The sequence below is a fragment of the Streptomyces sp. RP5T genome, assembly GCF_003933965.1.
Taxonomy (GTDB): Bacteria; Actinomycetota; Actinomycetes; order Streptomycetales; family Streptomycetaceae; genus Streptomyces.
This window is the reverse complement of record NZ_RSAJ01000132.1, coordinates 1-17,660: the sequence shown is the minus strand read 5'-3', so window position 1 is coordinate 17,660 and position 17,660 is coordinate 1. Positions and strand designations below refer to the sequence as shown.

At 71.3% G+C, this 17,660-nt stretch carries 16 protein-coding genes; 7 read left to right on the top strand and 9 right to left on the bottom strand.

The features are described from left to right. Positions 1–341 precede the first annotated feature (341 nt). From EHS43_RS16555 to EHS43_RS16535, 5 genes are all read left to right on the top strand, one after another. Positions 342–779, top strand: coding sequence for an ATP-binding protein (locus EHS43_RS16555; RefSeq protein ID WP_125191536.1), 438 nt, complete (start codon positions 342–344; stop codon positions 777–779). Positions 780–983: 204 nt separating this feature from the next. Then, positions 984–1,841 carry a SigB/SigF/SigG family RNA polymerase sigma factor gene (locus tag EHS43_RS16550; protein WP_125191535.1) on the top strand — a complete coding sequence of 286 codons (858 nt, stop codon included), beginning with the start codon at positions 984–986 and terminating at the stop codon, positions 1,839–1,841. A 20-nt stretch (positions 1,842–1,861) separates the two neighbouring features. Next, a complete protein-coding gene (locus EHS43_RS16545; RefSeq protein WP_125191534.1) occupies positions 1,862–2,080 on the top strand; it encodes a DUF5133 domain-containing protein in 219 nt (72 codons plus the stop codon). Between the two features lie 54 nt (positions 2,081–2,134). Then, positions 2,135–2,968, top strand: a complete 834-nt coding sequence (locus tag EHS43_RS16540) for a DUF1206 domain-containing protein (protein WP_125191533.1) — start codon at positions 2,135–2,137, stop codon at positions 2,966–2,968. Positions 2,969–2,996: 28 nt separating this feature from the next. After that, on the top strand, positions 2,997–3,431 hold the full coding sequence (locus EHS43_RS16535) for a hypothetical protein (RefSeq protein WP_125191532.1): 435 nt from the start codon (positions 2,997–2,999) through the stop codon (positions 3,429–3,431). Between the two features lie 25 nt (positions 3,432–3,456). On the opposite strand, the gene EHS43_RS16530 is transcribed toward EHS43_RS16535, so the two are convergent. Further along, positions 3,457–5,688, bottom strand: coding sequence for an FUSC family protein (locus EHS43_RS16530; protein WP_125191531.1), 2,232 nt, complete (start codon positions 5,686–5,688; stop codon positions 3,457–3,459). A gap of 105 nt (positions 5,689–5,793) precedes the next feature. Continuing rightward, positions 5,794–7,170, bottom strand: coding sequence for an NAD(P)/FAD-dependent oxidoreductase (locus tag EHS43_RS16525; RefSeq protein ID WP_125191530.1), 1,377 nt, complete (start codon positions 7,168–7,170; stop codon positions 5,794–5,796). Positions 7,171–7,440: 270 nt separating this feature from the next. On the opposite strand from EHS43_RS16525, the gene EHS43_RS16520 reads away from it, so the two are divergent. Next, positions 7,441–7,800, top strand: a complete 360-nt coding sequence (locus tag EHS43_RS16520; protein ID WP_125191529.1) for a PRC-barrel domain containing protein — start codon at positions 7,441–7,443, stop codon at positions 7,798–7,800. A 15-nt stretch (positions 7,801–7,815) separates the two neighbouring features. Here the strand turns inward: EHS43_RS16520 and EHS43_RS16515 are convergent, their stop codons facing one another. Further along, positions 7,816–8,220 (bottom strand): ATP-binding protein, encoded by a 405-nt coding sequence (locus EHS43_RS16515; protein ID WP_185806276.1) that lies wholly within the window; start codon positions 8,218–8,220, stop codon positions 7,816–7,818. A 151-nt stretch (positions 8,221–8,371) separates the two neighbouring features. Next, on the bottom strand, positions 8,372–10,276 hold the full coding sequence (locus EHS43_RS16510; protein WP_125191527.1) for a long-chain fatty acid--CoA ligase: 1,905 nt from the start codon (positions 10,274–10,276) through the stop codon (positions 8,372–8,374). Between the two features lie 164 nt (positions 10,277–10,440). On the opposite strand from EHS43_RS16510, the gene EHS43_RS16505 reads away from it, so the two are divergent. Then, the gene (locus EHS43_RS16505) at positions 10,441–10,674 is read left to right on the top strand and encodes a DUF6480 family protein (protein WP_125191526.1); all 234 of its coding nucleotides are present in this window, start codon (positions 10,441–10,443) and stop codon (positions 10,672–10,674) included. A gap of 6 nt (positions 10,675–10,680) precedes the next feature. On the opposite strand, the gene EHS43_RS16500 is transcribed toward EHS43_RS16505, so the two are convergent. From EHS43_RS16500 to EHS43_RS16480, 5 genes are all read right to left on the bottom strand, one after another. After that, positions 10,681–11,769 carry a glutamate--cysteine ligase gene (locus EHS43_RS16500; protein ID WP_125191525.1) on the bottom strand — a complete coding sequence of 363 codons (1,089 nt, stop codon included), beginning with the start codon at positions 11,767–11,769 and terminating at the stop codon, positions 10,681–10,683. A gap of 109 nt (positions 11,770–11,878) precedes the next feature. Further along, positions 11,879–14,086 (bottom strand): 1,4-alpha-glucan branching enzyme, encoded by a 2,208-nt coding sequence (glgB, locus tag EHS43_RS16495; RefSeq protein WP_125191524.1) that lies wholly within the window; start codon positions 14,084–14,086, stop codon positions 11,879–11,881. A gap of 3 nt (positions 14,087–14,089) precedes the next feature. Further along, a complete protein-coding gene (locus EHS43_RS16490; protein WP_125191523.1) occupies positions 14,090–15,451 on the bottom strand; it encodes a maltokinase in 1,362 nt (453 codons plus the stop codon). Between the two features lie 26 nt (positions 15,452–15,477). Continuing rightward, entirely contained in the window at positions 15,478–17,196 is a 1,719-nt protein-coding gene (gene treS / locus EHS43_RS16485; protein WP_125191522.1) for a maltose alpha-D-glucosyltransferase, read from the bottom strand. Beyond that, on the bottom strand, positions 17,193–17,660 hold a 468-nt coding region (locus tag EHS43_RS16480; protein WP_125191521.1), incomplete at its 5' end, for an alpha-glucosidase C-terminal domain-containing protein. The genes EHS43_RS16480 and treS, both read right to left, overlap by 4 nt.

The window sequence follows — 17,660 nt, the reverse complement described above, 5'->3', positions numbered from 1 at the left end:
GCCGCCGGATCGGAGGCCTCCAACTCGTCGCTCCGCGCCCGCCAGGACCGCTCCTCCTCGGCGGCGCAGGCCCGGGCGCGCTGGATTCGGCGCAGCAGTTCATCTGAGTCCACGACATCCGTCATGCAGTGCGCGTACCCCGCCAACGCCATCGAATGGCCCACTGTCCCACCCGGAACGGTGAGGTTTGACCCCGCGCGCAGAGGTCAGCCGACTAGTGGAGGCCCACGGAGGGCGCGCACCGTACGGCACGGTCACCGTGTCCGCGGGTCCGGCCGGGCCCGGCTTCTGCTTCACCGACCTCAGCACCATCCGTCGATTTCCCGATCAGGAGCCACGTCATGTGCGACGAGCACAGGACCGCAGCCGCCCCCGAACCCTCCGTCGCGCGCCGGCGCCCCCGCCCCTGCAAGCCGGCCGATGCCCGCCTGGCGGTCGAACGGGCCGTGTCCGAACGCTGTCGCGCCACCCACACCCCGTGCGACGCGCAGGCGCTCTCGGACGCCCTGCTCGTCACCTCCGAACTCGCCACCAACGCCATCCTGCACGGCGGCGGGATCACCGACTTCCGCGTCACCGTCGAGGGCCGCGGTGTGTGCGTGTCGGTCAGCGACGGCAGCACCGCGCTGCCGGTGGCGAAGGAACCCGTCGATCCGCACGGCCGATGGCGGCCCGGCGGTCACGGCTGGCCGATCGTCTGCCGGCTGGCCCGGGACGTCCGCGTGACCGACCTGCCCTCGGGCGGGAAGTGCATCACCGCCGTGGTGCCCCTGAGCTGAACCGACACCGCTGGGGAAGCCGCCGGAAACGGAGTTTCGACAGCGGGGTTTGTGCCGCATAGGGCAGGGCAGACGCAGTTTCGTGCTTCGGACCGGAGGCGCGCCAGCGGGAGCGTTATGGCTGCTGCGGGCCCCTCTTCGGCGGTCCCGGCACCCTTCCTCCCGCGGTCATTCCCTGAACCCGTTCTTCAGGAGCGAATCCGCATGCTCACCGACACGTCGACCAGCCGTCCCACCACGCAGGACCGTCCCTCCGCGCCCGGCAGGCGGCGGCACGACGACGCCCCCGACACCATGGCCCTCTTCGCCCGGCTGGCCGGGCTGCAGGAGGGACCCGAGCGCGACGCCCTGCGCGACGAGCTCGTCACCGCCTGGCTGCCCATGGCCCACCGCATCGCGGGCCGGTTCCGCGACCGCGGCGAGTCCATCGAGGACCTGCGCCAGGTCGCCGCCCTCGGGCTGGTGAAGGCCATCGACCGGTTCGAACCGGAACGGGGAGCCTTCGAGAGCTACGCCGTGCCCACCATCACCGGTGAGGTCAAGCGTCACTTCCGCGACCGCATGTGGGCCCTGCGGGTGCCCCGCCGCGTGCAGGAACTGCGCAACAAGGTACGGGTGGCCCGGCGCGAGCTCACCCAGAACCCCGGTTCCCCCGAACCGACGCCCGCCGACATCGCCGCCCACACCGGCCTGACCGAGGACGAGGTCACCACGGGCCTGGAGGCCCTCGAAAGCTTCAGCACCCTGTCCCTGGACGCCGAACTCTCGGCCGGCGACGACGGCTACAGCCTCGCCGACACCCTGGGCGGCCCGGACACGTCGTACGACGTCGTGGTCGACCGGGAATCCGCCAAGGAGGGCCTGCGCCGGCTGCCCGAGCGCGAGCGCGCCATCCTCTACATGCGCTTCTTCGAGGACATGACACAGAGCCGGATCGCCGACCAGCTCGGTATCTCGCAGATGCACGTCTCCCGGCTCATCAGCCGCAGCTGCGCCCGCGTGCGCGACGAGGCGCTGGCCGACCGTGCCAGGCGCCAGGCCGACGGCCCGGCCGAGGCATGAGAACACGAGGAGGGGGACCGATGCTGATACCCGATCGCACGTTTCTGCGGCGGCTCGTGCAGGAATACGAGGCTCTGCGGGCCGAGGAGTCCGCCAAGGCGGCCGAACCGAGCCCGCGGGCCCGGGACCTCGCCTACACGCTCTGTGTATCCACCGGCACGCGGGACGTGCGCCTGGCCCTGCAGACGGCCCACCGTCTGCTCGCCGCAGTGCCCGAACCCGCGCGACTGGCCGATTGACCGTACTCCGTGTGACCGCCCGCCGGGCGGGATCCGGACTTCCAGGAGGTCCACATGACCACGAGCTCCACGGCCGCGACCGGCCGGATGGAGGCCAGACGAGCGGCACGGGGCTCCGTGATGCAGGGTGCCGCCCGCGCCGGATTCACCGCCCGCGGAGTGATCTACCTGCTGGTCGGTGTGCTGGCGCTACAGATCGCCTTCGGCGACGGCAAGCGCCAGGCCGACCGCGGCGGCGCCCTCGCCGCCCTCGCCGACAAGCCGTTCGGTTCCGTCGTCCTGTGGGCACTGGGGATCGGGCTCGTCGGCATGACCCTGTGGCGGCTGTCCGAGGTGGTGTTCGGCGCGGTCGGCCCCGACGGCGGCAAGGCCACCAAACGCCTGCTGTCGGCGACCCGCTGCGTCTTCTACGCGTTCGTCGCCTTCTCGGTGCTGTCCTTCGCGGTCGGTACGGGCAACGGCGGATCGAGCGACAAGCAGTCCAAGGACGTCACCGCCCGGGTCCTGGAATGGCCCGGCGGGCAGTGGCTGGTGGGCATCGCGGGCGTCGGGGTCGCGGTGGCCGGTGTGTGGATCGCCGTCCAGGCGGTGCGCAGGTCCTTCCACGACAAGATGAAGCTCGGCCAGATGAGCCGGCGGGTCAGGAAGCTCGTCGACGTGACGGGCGTGGGCGGCGGAGCGGCGCGGGGCGTGTTGTTCACCGCCGCGGGCGCGTTCGCCGTCCGTGCCGCGGTCGACTACGAGCCGAAGAAGGCCAAGGGCCTCGACGACACGCTCCGCTCGTTCGCCGACACCCCGCTGGGGCCGTGGCTGCTCGTCCTGGTCGCCGCCGGGCTGGTGCTGTTCGGAGTGTTCTCCTTCGCGATGGCTCGCTGGCGGCGGGTCTGAGCCGCCGTACACGGGGAACCCGGAGGCCATGAACGAACCCGAGCTTCCGCCCGACGGTAGGCCCGTGGACGTCTACCTCGACCTTCTGCGCATCCGTATGGCCTCGGAGGACTACGAGCTCCTGCTCAGCGTGGTCCGTCCGGTCCTGCGGGCGATCGACGAACACCAATTGCCCGCCCTGGACTTCGCGCTCGAGGACAGCCGTGAGGACGGGCTGCCCCAGGAGATCCGCGACGAGGCCGCCCTGGTCATCGCCACCGCGGTGACCGGCCGCATGGACAACAAGGTGATCGAACTCCATGTCGACGACAGCGACGGCCCGATCAGGGTGGTCACCGACGCGGACACGGCCTCCGACCCCGTCCGCCTCGGGGAGATCGCCGACTACATCCGCGAGCGCCGCCAACTCGACGACGAACTGCGCGGCATCGCCGAAGTGAGCGGTCTGCCCACCGACCTCTGACCGCCCCGGGCCAGGGCAACACGGTCTAACGCCGGGGCGCCGCGACCGGCACGTCCAGCGGCCGGGCAAGACCCACCAGGGTCTCGTCCAGCCGCTGGACGTGCCGGAGCACGCGGTCGGTGACCCGGCCGAAGCGCGGGGTGCCGGGGACCTCGCTCTCCAGGAGCGAGGCGATGCTCGGACCGGTCTCCACCCGGGCGGTGGAGCGCTCGTCGGCGACATGCGCGGCGATGGCCGCGATGTTGTCCCCGATGCGCCGGCCGGCCCGGCGCAGCCGCGGATCCGCCGCGATCGAGGGGTGCGTGGGCAGCAGTTCCGCCGTGGCCGCCAGCGAGCGCGCGTGGTACGCGCACGTCTCCAGAAGGGCCACGACATAGCGGGCGGTGTCGCGCCGGGCCCGCAACGGCGTGATCGGATGGGTGAGCGGCTGGGTGGCCGCCCGCAGATCCGCCAGCGCCTGGTCCAGATCGCGCGCCTGGTCGAGCAGTTCCTCGGGAGTGCCGCCGCTGAGCTGGTCCACCGCAGCCTCGGTGACCTCGTCGAGCCGCTCCAGGACGGTGACGAGCAGGTCGTTGGTACGGCGGTCCGTGCGCACCGGCAGCACGAACGCCGCCGCGAACACCCCGCAGGCCGCGCCGAGCGCGGTCTCCTCCACGCGCAGCACCAGCACCGAGAGCGTGTAGGTGTGCAGCAGCGTGTAGAGCAGCCCCAGGGCGGCGGTGACGAAGAACGACATCAGGGTGTAGGACAGCGGCGCGGTGTAGAACATCGCGAACACCAGCACCAGCACCAGGGCGAACGCCGTCCAGGTGTGCTGCCCCACCGACCCCGCCAGGACGATCCCGGCCAGCACCCCGAGAACGGTGCCCAGCAGCCGGCGGTAGCCCTTGACGAGGATCTCGCCCGTGGAGGCGGTGTTGATGAAGACGATCCAGCAGGTGAGCACCGCCCAGTACCAGCGCTGGCTGGAGAGGAACTCGCCGCCGACGATGGCGAGCGCGGACCCCACGGCGACCTGCACCGCGGCCCGGGTCGTGGGCCGGCTGAGCCCGGTGAGCTCCTCCTGCGTCCCGCCGTCCTCCTCGCGGGCGTCGATGACGGCGTCCTCGGCGTCCAGCTCCTCACGTGAGCGGGCCGTGGCGGGGGAGTCGTCCGACTCGTCCTGCGGACCGTCCAGGGCGATCCTGAGCCCCAGAACCGCGCGGGCACTCTCGCCGATGCCCCGGAAGACGTCCTGGACGGCCGGTGGCACCGGCGGCAGGTTGTCCTCCTCGCGGTAGCCGAGGAGCCGGTTGCGGATCTGGGACAGGCCGGTGCCCGAGCGGGCGGCCACCGGGCGCAGCACCAGCAGCCGCAGCGCCTCCAGATCGCGGCGCACCCTGGCCATCGCCTCGTCCCGGCCCGGCATCCGACCCGCCCGCGGGGCCGGCGCACCCGGCAGATGCAGGGTGAGGGTGTCGGCGCGCTCGGAGCTGCGGGCCGTGAGCAGCAGCAGACCGAGCCGCTCGGCGGCGATCTCGGCGTCCGCGATCCGCCGCTGCACCAGCCGCGCCGCGCCCGCGTCGGAGGTGCCCTCCTCCAGCCGCCCCTGGATCATCAGCGCGGTCTCGTGCAGCCGCGCGGTCCCCTCGCGTACGTCCTCCAGCGCGTCGTCCATCTCGTCGGGCCCGGCGTCCAGCAGCCGCAGCTGCGCGGTGACGAGCTGGGCCAGCCGGGCCCGGAAGGCCTCCCGCAGGCGTTCCAGGAGGCCCGCCGGGGTCTCCCGCACCAGCAGGAAGCGTGCCGTCGCGCTGCACAGGAAGGCGACGCACAGGACGCCGTACAGCTCGGGCAGGCCGGAGACGGTGGCACCGACGAACAGGGACACGAAGTAGACCTGGAAGCCGATCAGGCCGAGCGCGGTGCCCCGCTCGCCGAAGCGGCGGCTGTAGACGGCACAGAAGATCAGTGCGACGAAGAAGAGGTCACCGGCCAGGACGCGGGAGCTCAGCAGGGCCCCCAGCGACAGCGAGACGAGGGCGACCGGCAGGCCGAGGGCGAGGGTCACGGCCTGCGCGGCGCGCTGCTTCTCGCGGATGGCGAAGGTCGCGACCATCGCCGCGATGGCGCCCGCCACCAGGTGCCGGACGTCCGACCCGAGCACGCCGAGCACGGCCAGCGTGAGCGCGATCGCCCCTACCGTGCGCAGACCCGCGGCCAGCCGGAGCAGGCCCGGGTCCGACGCGGCGACCCGGTCGCGCAGCCTCGCTGTGTTCACTCCGCCGTACTCACTCCCGTGTCACGTCATGATCCGTTCCAGCATGGCACGGCGGGGTGGACCACTCGTCCCGGGCCTCCGCGAGGGTGGGGGCGAGCTCCTGTCCTACTGGTCCAGCTGCCGTGTCCCCTCGACCTGTGCCCTGACCTGTTCCGGCGTCAGATACGCGTCCGTGTACTCGAAGTCCTTCAGCTTGGCGGGCTTGCGGGCCTGGAAGCCGGTGCGGACGAAATCGTCGCCCGCGATGGCGTTGAGCGTCCAGTTCGTCGCCACACGGACCTTGGCCACATTGGTGCGCAGCGCCGCCCAGTGGTAGCCGCGGGCGGCGAACTGGGCAGGCAGACCGCGCAGTTCGATGCCCAGCGGCTTGGAGACGGCGTCCGTGCCGCCGAGGTCCACGACGAGACCGAGGTCCTTGTGGACGTACGGCTCCAGCGGCCGGCCCCGCAGCGTGGCGATGACGTTGTCGGCGACCGTCCTGCCCTGGCGCATGGCGTGCTGCGCGGTGGGCGGGCAGATCGCGCTCTCGTCGTCCTTGGCCTTGTCCGGCACGGCGGCGGAGTCGCCGAGGGCGAACACGCCGTCCTGGCCGGGCAGGGTCATCTCGGCGGTGACCGCGAGCCGTCCGCGAATCGTTTCGGCACCGAGCGTGGCGATGAGCGGGCTCGCGACGACGCCGGCCGTCCAGATCAGGGTCCGGGTGGGGATCACCCGGCCGTCGGTGAAGGTGACCTCCTCCGGGCCCGCCTTCTCGATGGAGACACCGAGCGACACGTCGATGCCGCGCCGGCGCAGGATGTCCTGCGCGCTGCGGCCCAGCTTGTCGCCCAGTTCCGGCATCAGCTTCGGCGCGATGTCGATCAGATGCCACTTGATCAGCGACGGGTCGATGCGCGGGTAGCGCTTGACCGCGGCGTGGGTGAGCTTCTGCAGACAGGCCGCGGTCTCGGTGCCGGCGTATCCGCCGCCGACGACCACGAACTGGAGCCGGGCCGCGCGCTCGGCCGGGTCGTGGCTGGCGTCCGCGAGGTCGAGCTGGGAGATGACGTGGTCGCGGATGTAGGCGGCCTCCGCGAGGGTCTTCATGCCGAAGGCGTGCTCGGTGAGACCGGGGATGTCGAAGGTCCGGGTGATGCTGCCGGGAGCCAGCACGATGTAGTCGTAGGGCTCGTTGACGATCTCGTCCGTGATGGTGCGGATCACGCAGACCTTGGACTTCAGGTCCACGCCGATCGCGCCGCCCGGGATGATCCGGGTGCGGTACTTCTTGCTGCGGCGCAGGGAGACGGCGATCGACTGGGGCGTCAGCACGCCGGAGGCGACCTGGGGCAGCAGGGGGAGATAGAGCTGGTAGGCGAACGGCGTCACCAGGGTGACATCGGCTTCGTCGGGGGAGAGTTTTCGCTCCAGCCGGCGCACGCACTCGACTCCGGCGAAGCCGGCGCCAACCACCAGGATCCTGGGTCGTGTCACGGTGTTCATCCCTTTCTGCGGCTCCAGGCGGTCTGCCTCGAACGCCCATCGTGTGCCCGTGCGGGCGCGACGAATGCGTTCAGGACCACCTTGCCCGTACTGACCTGAAAACGCACCGGGAGAAAGGTGAAGGAGGTGCGCGGACCGGAAGCGGGGAAACCGCTTGTGGGAGCGCCGGGCGCCGAATGTGTGTGCGGCCAAGGGGTATGGGGGTGCTGTGGGCCCGCCCGCAGCGAGGAGGCGGGATCCGCGCAGTGTGTCAGGGAGGGAAGGAGCAGCGTGACCACCGACAGAATCTGGTCGTACGCGCCGGACAGCGGTTACGTCGAGGGACAGGACCTGACGGGCTTCACCGTCGCCGCGAGCGACGGCACGATCGGACATGTGGACCGGCAGGCCGCCCCCGACGGCATGGGGCACCTCGTCGTCGACACCGGTGTGTGGATCTTCGGGCGCAGCGTTCTGGTCCCGTTGGGCGTCGTCACCCGCGTCGACACCGAGGGCCGGCGGATCACGCTGGCCTGCACCGAATCGGAGGTGAAGGAGGCCCCCCGCTTCCGCACCGACAGCGAGACCAGGGACCGTGCGTACCTGGCGGCGGTCGGCGCCTACTATCTGGGGCTCACCGCGAGCGCCTGACCGGACCGGCGGCGGTCACCACGGCAGGAAGACGTGCACGTCCTTGCCCCGCTCGTCGGTCACCACGCTGACCTGGTCGCACAGGGCGTGCACCAGATGCCAGCCGATGCCGCCGCCGCCCGTGCGCGGATCGAAGGAACGGGGGGCCGGCGGCGTCGGGTTGGTGTCGCGCAGCGTCACGTGCACGCCGTCGAAGGTGCGGCGCATGCGCAGCACGAAGGGGCCGGGCGCGTACTGGACCGCGTTGGCGGCCAGTTCCGTGACCACCAGCAGGATGTCGTCCCAGTGCTCGGGGGTCGCGGGCAGCACGCTCTGGCCCAGGTCGTCCAGGAATTCTTCAGCGGCGAGCCGCGCACCCGTCACGCATTGCGGCTCGCCCGCGAAACGGGTGGTGCGACTCGGAATCGCCTCGGAAGTCAGTGTCTCGTCCCAACGCGGATCGGTGCCGTGCCGCTCTCGCGGCCGGCGTCAGCGGGTTTTCGTACTCTCTCAGGTCACCACTGAGCCGTGTTCCCGAGGGCAGGCCGCCCAATCGTCCTCACCTTCGGGAACGTGGCAGGCGGGAGCCATTTCACCGGAACACGTCGTCCGAATCGTCCCAGCTCAGTACGTCCTCCGCCGGAACGCGCCGGGCGCCGGCCGCGCGGGCCTGGTACATCGAGTCGATCTCCGTCGCGTACCGGTGCACGATCTCGTCCCGGCGCAGCTTCATCGACGGTGTCAGCAGACCGTTGGCCAGGTCGAACGGCTCCGACAGCACCCGGAACACTCGGATCGACTCCGCGCGCGAGACCGCGCTGTTGGCGGCGGCCACCGCCCGCGCGATCTCCTCCCGCAGCGCGTTCTCCTCCCGGGCCTCCCGCGCCGAGGGATCCTGCTGGGCCATCAGCACTCCCCGCCAGTGCGCCAGGAACACCGGGTCCAGGGTGAGCAGGGCGCCCACGCAGGGACGGTTGTCGCCCACCACCACGGCCTGGTGGATGAGCGGATGCATCCTCAGACGGTGCTCCAGCGCGGCGGGGGCCACGCTCTTGCCGCTGGTGGTGACGATGATGTCCTTCTTGCGCCCGGTGATCGTCAGATAGCCGTCGGCGTCCAGCCGCCCGAGGTCCCCGGTGGCCAGCCAGCCGCCGTACAGCGCGGCCCGGGTCGCGGCCTCGTCGTTCACATAGCCCTGGAAGACGGCCGCGCCGCGCACCAGGATCTCCCCGTCGTCCGCCACCCGCAGGTCCACGCCCGGCAGGGGGCGGCCCACGGTCCCGGACTTCTCCCGGCCCAGCGGCTGCATGGTGATCCCGCCGCAGGTCTCGGTGAGGCCGTACCCGTCGTGGACGTAGACGCCGATGCCCTCGTAGAACAGGGACAGCTCACGGTTGAGGGTGGAGCCGCCCGAGGTGGCGCGGCGGACCCGGCCGCCCAGCGCGGCCCGCAGTCTGCGGTACACCGTGCGCTCGTACAGGGCGTGCTGGAGCCGCAGATCGAACCCGGGGCCGGGGCCCTCGCCGAGCCGCTGCCGCTCGCAGGCCAGCGCGAAGTCCCGTGCCGTGTCGGCGGCCCGCTCGAACAGGGCGCCGCGGCCCGCCTGTTGGGAGGCGCGCAGGAAGTTCTTGTAGATCTTCTCGAAGACCGAGGGGACGGCGTAGAAGTAGGTGGGGCGGAAGGACTGCAGGGAAACCGCCAGTGCCTCCTCGCTCAGGTCGGGTTCGTGGGCCATGAGCAGACCGCCGCGGATGCACACGCCCTGGATCATGAGGCCGTACACATGGGAGAAGGGCAGGAAGGCCAGGACGGACGGCTGCTCTCCCGGGGCCGCCGCGATGTGGCGCCAGCCCTCCAGGAGGGTGTCGACGGGGCTCGCCAGGCCGCGGTGGCTGAGCGCGCAGCCCAGCGCGTGGCCCGTGGTGCCGGAGGTGTAGGCGACGACCGCCGTGGAGTCGGGCAGCACGATGCGGCGCAGCGACTCGACCGTGGCGAGCGGGATCAGCCGGCCCCGCTCCGTCAGGTCCTCCAGCGCACCCGCGTCCAGCTGCCAGACGTGCCGCAGCCGGGGCAGCGAGGCGCACACCGAGCCGACCGTCATGACCGCCTGCTCGTCCTCCACCACCACGGCCGCGCAGTCGGCGTCCCGCAGGATCCACTCGACCTGTTCGCGGGACGACGTCGGATAGATCGGCACGACCTCGGCGCCGACCGTCCACAGGGCGTAGCTGAGGACCGTCCACTCGTAACGGGTGCGCGCCATGATTGCCACCCGGTGGCCGGGCGAGATCCCGGAGGCGACGATTCCCTTGGCGAGGTCCACGACCTCGTCGCGCAGCTCGACGGCCGTGACCTCCCGCCAGCCTCCCGAGGAGCCCTCGGGACGCCGGGCCAGCACCGGCAGAGTGGGGTCGGTCTCCGCCCGCTCGAAGACGCTGTCGGCCAGACCGCCGCTGGAGCGCGAGATGGTCCGGGGAGCGAGGGCGAAGTCGCGCATGCACTGCTCCTGACGTGTACGGGCTGTGACGGTGCGGACGGGATCGGTCATCCGCGGTGCTCGAATCTAGCCCAGGCACGAGCGAGTGGTACCTGGAATGCGGAAGTAGTCGGTCACCCGTGATCTGGTCGAGATCGTCGTCGAGTTCGGGGCACTCGGACCGCATGAGTCATGCGCATCCCGATCCCGAACCGGAACGCACCACGGGCCTGGAACCGGGCGGCGGCGTACCCCCGGGCGAGACCCCGCCCGCCGAGAGCAGCATGCCCGGGGCCGGCCCCCGTGAGACGCACAACCCGACCAGGGGCTGGGCCAAGGGGCCGCTGGCGCTGATCCTCGTCCTGGTCGTCCTCGTCGCCGCCTTCTTCCTGGTGTACGCGATCGTCCTGGCCCTGTGAGGAGGGCTACGACTGGGTCAGCCGCACGCACTCGGTGACCACGCTCCGCAGGCTCCCGGTGCGCTCCAGCAGCTCACGCTGCACGCGGGCGCCGTTGCCGTGCCGCAGCAGCCGGGCGCAGGACTCGCGGGCCCGCTCCAGGTCGCCGCTGTCGGCGAGCGCGTCCTCGACGTGCTCCAGCAGGGCCCGCACCACCGTCTCCGCGGGCATGCGGTGCATCGTCGCCGGGTGCAGCAGTTCCTCCGACAGGCCCGAGCGCGCGGCCTGCCAGGCCGCCAGCCGCAGCAGGCTCACACTGTGCGTCACCGGCTCCTTGCCGTCCCGCCACTCGCGCGCGGCCGTCTCCACCAGCCCGCGGGCCAGGGTCGCGAGCAGCGTGGCGGTGTCCGCCTGCAGACAGACGTCCGCGACCCGGATCTCCACCGTGGGGAAGTTCCGGGACAGCCGGGCGTCGAAGTAGATCATTCCCTCGTCCAGGATGACGCCGGTCGCCACCATGTCCGCGACCCGCCGGTGATAGCGCTCCGCCGAGCGGAACGGCTCGGTCGGACCGGCGGAGGGCCAGCGCTGCCACACCCTGCTGCGGTAACTGCTGTAGCCGGTGTCCTTGCCCTGCCAGAAGGGCGAGTTGGCGCTGATCGCGGCCAGCACGGTCAGCCAGGGCTGGATCCGGTCGACGACGGCCACGGCCTCCTCGTCGGAGTCCACCGAGACATGGACGTGACAGCCCATGACGAGCTGCTCCCGGGTGGCGATGCCGTACTGCTCCGCCATCCACCGGTAGCGGCGGCCGACGCCGATGGAGGGGCTGACGGGCAGGGGTGAGGTGGCCAGGGAGACCACGGCACAGCCACTGTCCCCGGCGAGGCGGGCGGCCTCCTTGCGGCAGCGCACGATCTCCGCCCGCAGTTCGTCCATGCCCGACTGCGGGTGGGTGGCGAACTCCACCATCTGGTTGTGCAGTTCTTTCTCGAAGACGTCCTGGCCCGGCTCGTCCTGCGCGGCCCGCGCGAGCACGGCCGCGGACAGCGCCTGCGGCTCGCCGGTCTCGGGGTCGACCAGGAGGAGTTCCTCCTCCACTCCCACGGTGCGCACGTGATGCAGCCCTTCCTGTGGCCCTCGGCGACGACGAGGATGCGGGATTCTCGTACGACCCCGACTGCCCCTTCGGGGCCGGTGGGACACCTCCGCGTCGCCCTGGGGCTCAGCCGGGCACGGGTACCAGCCAGACCGTCGCCAGCGGCGGCAGAGTGAGCCGCAGCGCCCCGTCCTCCGCCTTGACCGGGTCACGCCGTACGACGTCGCCGCCGCCGTACCGCGCGGCGTCGGTGTTGAGGGACTCCTGCCACAGGGGCAGGCCCTCGGGGACGGTGAGACGGTAGTCCTCGCGCACCACGGGGGAGAGGTTGGAGACCGCGAGCAGCGGACCGCCCGCCGTGTCGAACCGCAGGAAGGCGAAGACGTTGTCCTCGGCCGCGTCCCCGACCACCCACCGGAAGCCGCCCGGGTCGGTGTCGCGCTCCCACAGGGCGGGGGTCGCGCGGTAGACGCTGTTCAGATCGCGCACGAGATCGCGGACGCCCCGGTGGTCGGCCTCGGCCGCGTACTGCGGGTCGAGCAGCCACCAGTCGGGGCCGTGCGCCTCGGACCACTCCGCGCCCTGCGCGAACTCCTGGCCCATGAAGAGGAGTTGCTTACCGGGATGCGCCCACATGAACCCGAGGTACGCCCGGTGGTTGGCCCGCTGCTGCCACCAGTCGCCCGGCATCTTGGACACCAGCGCCTGCTTGCCGTGCACGACCTCGTCGTGGGAGATCGGCAGGACGTAGTTCTCGCTGTAGGCGTACACCATCGAGAAGGTCATCTCGTGGTGGTGGTACTTGCGGTGCACCGGCTCGTGGCTGATGTAGCCGAGCGAGTCGTGCATCCAGCCCATGTTCCACTTCAGACCGAAACCCAGGCCCCCGCTGTCCGTGGGGCGGGTCACGCCGTCCCAGGCCGTGGACTCCTCGGCGATCGTGACGACACCCGGCGCCCGCCGGTACACGGTGGCGTTCATCTCCTGGAGGAAGGCGACCGCGTCGAGGTCCTCCCGGCCCCCGAACACGTTGGGGCTCCACTGGCCGGAGTCGCGCGAGTAGTCGAGGTAGAGCATCGAGGCGACCGCGTCCACGCGCAGCCCGTCGATGTGGAACTCCTCGCACCAGTACACCGCGTTGGCGACCAGGAAGTTGCGCACCTCGACGCGCCCGAAGTCGAACTCGTACGTCCCCCAGTCCGGGTGCTCGGCCCGCCGCGAGTCCCCCGGCTCGTACAGCGGGTCCCCGTCGAAGCGGGCCAGCGCCCAGTCGTCCTTGGGGAAGTGGGCGGGCACCCAGTCCATGATCACGCCGACGCCGGCCCGGTGGAGGGAGTCGATCAGGTACTTGAAGTCGTCGGGGGTGCCGAGGCGGGCCGTGGGCGCGTAGAAGCCGGTGACCTGGTAGCCCCAGGAGCCGCCGAAGGGGTGCTCGGCGACCGGCATCAGCTCGACGTGGGTGAAGCCCAGGTCCTTGACGTAGGCGGGCAGCTGCTCGGCGAGCTGACGGTACGTCAGACCCTTGCGCCAGGTCGGCAGATGGACCTCGTACACCGAGAACGGCGCCTGGTGCACCGGGATCTCGCCGCGCCGGGCCATCCACTCCTCGTCGCTCCACTCGAAGTGCGAGGCGGTCACCACGGACGCGGTCGCGGGCGGCACCTCGGTGCTGCGTGCCATCGGGTCGGACTTCAGGAACCGGTGGCCGTAGCGGGAGGTGATCTCGAACTTGTAGCGCTCGCCCTCGCCGATCCCCGGCAGGAACAGCTCCCACACGCCGGACGCGCCGAGCGAGCGCATCGGGAAGGCCTGGCCGTCCCAGAAGGTGAACTCCCCGGCCACCCGGACGCCCTGGGCGTTGGGCGCCCAGACCGTGAAGCGGGTGCCGGTGACGCCCTCATGGGTCATCGGCTCGGCGCCGAGCGCCTTCCACAGCTGCTCGTGGCGGCCCTCGCGGATCAGATGCAGGTCGGTCTCGCCGAGCGCGGGCAGGAAGCGGTAGGGGTCGTGCACCTCCTGCTCGCCGTCCGCGTACGCCACCAGCAGGGTGTAGTCGGGAATCGCGTCGAGGGGCAGCAGACCGGAGAAGAGACCGTCGCCCTCCGAGGCCAGCCGGCTGCGTACGCCGCCGATCACGACGCTCACCGCGCGGGCGAAGGGGCGCAGCGCCCGGAAGGCGATCCCGCCCGTGACCGGGTGGGCGCCCAGCAGGGCATGCGGGTCGTGGTGGGCGCCGGCCAGCAGCCGGCCCCGGTCCATGGGGTCGAGCGCGGGCGCCGGGGCGCAGTGCGCCGGTCCGGACGGCTCGGGCAGTGAGGTGTCGCGCAAAGCCACGGCTCAGTCTCCTCTCACGGCGAGACGCTCGATCGCCGCCATGGGCACCGGCAACCAGTCGGGCCGGTGTCGTGCCTCGTACAGGACTTCGTAGACGGCCCGGTCGGTCTCGTAGGCGCGCAACAGGCCGTGCTTCTTGCGCGGATCCCACCCGGCGAGGGCGGCGTAGCCCCCGCAGAAGGCCTCCCGGCAGCGGCGCGCCCACTCCGGGCGCCAGGGCCGGCGCTGCCGGGCCGCGTAGTCGAAGGAGCGCAGCATGCCCGCGATGTCCCGCACCGGGGACTGGGCGGTGCACCGTTCGGCCAGCGGACGCGACGGCTCGCCCTCGAAGTCGATGACGAACCACTCGCGGCCGGCCCGCAACACCTGCCCCAGGTGCAGGTCGCCGTGGACGCGCTGGGCGGGCGGCCCGGAGTCGCAGGTGGCGAGCGCGCCGAACGCGCCCCGCAGACCGGGGACGAACGGCCGCAGCGCCGGGACGCTGTGCGCGGCGGCGTCCAGGCGCTCGGTCATCGCGGCCGCCGTGGCGCCGTTGTCGTCGTGGCCGGTGGCCGGGAAGGCCGCGGCCAGTGCGAGGTGCACCTCGGCCATGGCCCGCCCCAGCTCGCGCGCCTGCACCGTGAAGTCGTCACCCGAGGCGAGCGCCTGCAGCGCCAGCGCCCAGCCGTCGGACGCGTCGCGCAGATACGGCTGGAGCACGCCGAGCGTGGCCTCCTGCGGATGCGTGGTGCGGAACCAGGCGACCGGCGCCGGCACCCGGCGGCAGCCCTGTCCGGCCAGCGCCACCGGCACCTCCAGGTCCGGATTGACCCCGGGCTGGATGCGGCGGAAGACCTTCAGGATGAACTCGTCGCCGTACACCAGCGAGGAGTTCGACTGCTCGGCGTCCAGCAGCCGCGGCGGGAGCCCGGCGGGCACCGGCACCGAGGGGGCGCGCTCGAAACGCAGGGGGCCGGCCGTGCCGGGGTGCCGCAGCCGCTCCAGCAGCAGTTGAGCCGAGCGCGGGTCGTGCAGGGCGTCGTACACCGTGAGGCCGGCCAGCGGGCCCCGTTCGGCACGGCCGATGAGGGCGCGTCCCAGACGCGGCGAGAGGTGTTTGCGCACGCCGAGCAGCAACTGGTAGCAGTCACCCGCCGGGGCACCGCCGCCCGGCGCGGGCACCCCGCCGTGACCGGTGTGGACCAGCAGGTGCAGACAGCCCGGGAACAGCTCGGTCATCGACAGCAGGCCGAGCTCGCTCACGGGCCGGTCCTTGCCCGCGAACCAGCGCTGCCGCGGCAGCCATTGGCGCAGCAGGTCGCCGAGCGAGGCCATGAGATCGGCCGCGGGCGCGGGTCTCGGGCTGAGGGGTGCGGTCTTCGGCATGGTGACGCGTCCTTTCGTCGGCACGCTCAAGAGCGTCGGCCGATGCGGGATGCGACTCGGGAGAGCCGGAACCAGTAGAAGCCGTGTCCGCCGAGGGTCAGCAGATACGGCAGTTCACCGATGGCCGGGAAGCGCACTCCGCCGAACAGTTCGACCGGGTGCCGGCCGTTGAACTCGCGCAGGTCCAGTTCCGTGGGCTGCGCGAAGCGGGAGAAGTTGTTCACACACAGGACCAGGTCGTCCTCGTACTCCCGCAGGAAGGCCAGCACCGCCGGGTTGGAGGACTGCAGTTCGGTGAAGGTGCCGAGGCCGAACGCCGGGTTCTGCTTGCGGATCTCGATCATCCGGCGGGTCCAGTGCAGCAGGGAGGACGGGGAGGCCATCGACGCTTCGACGTTGGTGACCTGGTGCCCGTAGACCGGGTCCATGATGATCGGCAGGTTGAGCCGGCCCGGGTCGGCCGTGGAGAAGCCCGCGTTGCGGTCGGGGGTCCACTGCATCGGGGTGCGGACGGCGTCCCGGTCACCGAGCCAGATGTTGTCGCCCATGCCGATCTCGTCGCCGTAGTAGAGGATCGGCGAGCCCGGCAGGGCCAGCAGCAGCGCGGTGAACAGCTCGATCGTGTCCCGGTCGTTGTCGAGCAGGGGGGCCAGGCGTCGGCGGATGCCGATGTTGGCGCGCATCCGTGGGTCCTTGGCGTACTCGGCCCACATGTAGTCGCGTTCCTCGTCGGTGACCATTTCGAGGGTCAGCTCGTCGTGGTTGCGCAGGAAGATGCCCCACTGGCAGTTCGACGGGATGGCCGGGGTCTTGGCGAGAATTTCCGAGACGGGGTAGCGGGACTCGCGGCGCACGGCCATGAAGATGCGCGGCATGACCGGGAAGTGGAAGGCCATGTGGCACTCGTCGCCGCCGGACTGGTAGTCGCCGAAGTAGTCGACGACGTCCTCCGGCCACTGGTTGGCCTCCGCCAGGATCACCGTGTCCGGGTACATGGCGTCGATCTCGCGGCGCACCCGCTTCAGGAACTGGTGCGTGGCGGGCAGGTTCTCGCAGTTGGTGCCCTCGGCGGCGTACAGATAGGGGACGGCGTCGAGGCGGAAGCCGTCGATGCCGAGGTCGAGCCAGAAGCGGAGGGCGGCCAGGATCTCCTCCTGGACGGCCGGGTTCTCGTAGTTGAGGTCCGGCTGGTGCGAGAAGAAGCGGTGGAAGTAGTACTGGCCGCGCACCGGGTCATGGGTCCAGTTGGAGACCTCGGTGTCGACGAAGATGATCCGCGCGTCCTCGTACTGCTTGTCGTCGTCGGCCCACATGTAGTAGTCGCCGTAGGGGCCGTCGGGGTCCTTGCGGGACTCCTGGAACCACGGGTGCTGGTCACTGGTGTGGTTCATGACGAAGTCGATGATCACGCGCATGCCGCGCTGGTGGGCGGCGTCGACGAACTCCACGAAGTCGGCGAGGTCACCGAACTCCGGCAGCACGGCGGTGTAGTCCGAGACGTCGTAGCCGCCGTCCCGCAGAGGCGACTTGAAGAACGGCGGTAGCCACAGGCAGTCGACACCGAGCCACTGGAGGTAGTCCAGTTTGGCGGTCAGGCCCTTCAGGTCGCCGACGCCGTCGCCGTTGCTGTCCTGGAAGGAACGGACCAGGACCTCGTAGAAGACCGCCCGTTTGAACCAGTCGGGATCCCGGTCCTTCGCCGGGGTGTCCTCAAAGGTGTCGTGGACGGGCTCGTTGACAGTCACGCGGTGGATCCTCCGATCTGAGGCGCCGACCTCCGGACCTGGAACAGATGCGCGGGAGCCCGGCCGGGCTCCAGCCGCACGTAGTTGTCTCTGCTCCAGCGGTGGGTCTCACCCGTCAGTTCGTCGTGGACGGACAGGGACTCGTGCCATTCCAGGCCGAGTTGCGGCATGTCCAACGAGACCGTGGCCTCCTGGGTGTGGTGCGGATCGAGGTTCACGACCACCAGGACCGTGTCGTCGCCGGCGCGCTTGCTGTAGGCGATGACCATGTCGTTGTCGGTGTGGTGGAAGCGCAGGTTCCTGAGGCGCTGGAGGGCGGGGTGGCTGCGCCTGCTTCTGTTGAGCTGGGTGATCAGGGGGGCGAGGGTGTCGGGGGTGTCCCAGTCGCGGGTCTTGATCTGGTACTTCTCCGAGTCCAGGTACTCCTCGCTGCCCTCGCGCAGGGGGGTGTTCTCGGCGAGTTC

Bases quoted from the DNA above. Each gene is read 5' to 3' on its own strand.
- EHS43_RS16555 (WP_125191536.1), top strand. From the start codon at position 342: ATGTGCGACGAGCACAGGACCGCAGCCGCCCCCGAACCCTCCGTCGCG.
- EHS43_RS16550 (WP_125191535.1), top strand. From the start codon at position 984: ATGCTCACCGACACGTCGACCAGCCGTCCCACCACGCAGGACCGTCCC.
- EHS43_RS16545 (WP_125191534.1), top strand. From the start codon at position 1,862: ATGCTGATACCCGATCGCACGTTTCTGCGGCGGCTCGTGCAGGAATAC.
- EHS43_RS16540 (WP_125191533.1), top strand. From the start codon at position 2,135: ATGACCACGAGCTCCACGGCCGCGACCGGCCGGATGGAGGCCAGACGA.
- EHS43_RS16535 (WP_125191532.1), top strand. From the start codon at position 2,997: ATGAACGAACCCGAGCTTCCGCCCGACGGTAGGCCCGTGGACGTCTAC.
- EHS43_RS16525 (WP_125191530.1), bottom strand. From the start codon at position 7,170: ATGAACACCGTGACACGACCCAGGATCCTGGTGGTTGGCGCCGGCTTC.
- EHS43_RS16510 (WP_125191527.1), bottom strand. From the start codon at position 10,276: ATGCGCGACTTCGCCCTCGCTCCCCGGACCATCTCGCGCTCCAGCGGC.
- EHS43_RS16505 (WP_125191526.1), top strand. From the start codon at position 10,441: ATGAGTCATGCGCATCCCGATCCCGAACCGGAACGCACCACGGGCCTG.
- EHS43_RS16490 (WP_125191523.1), bottom strand. From the start codon at position 15,451: ATGCCGAAGACCGCACCCCTCAGCCCGAGACCCGCGCCCGCGGCCGAT.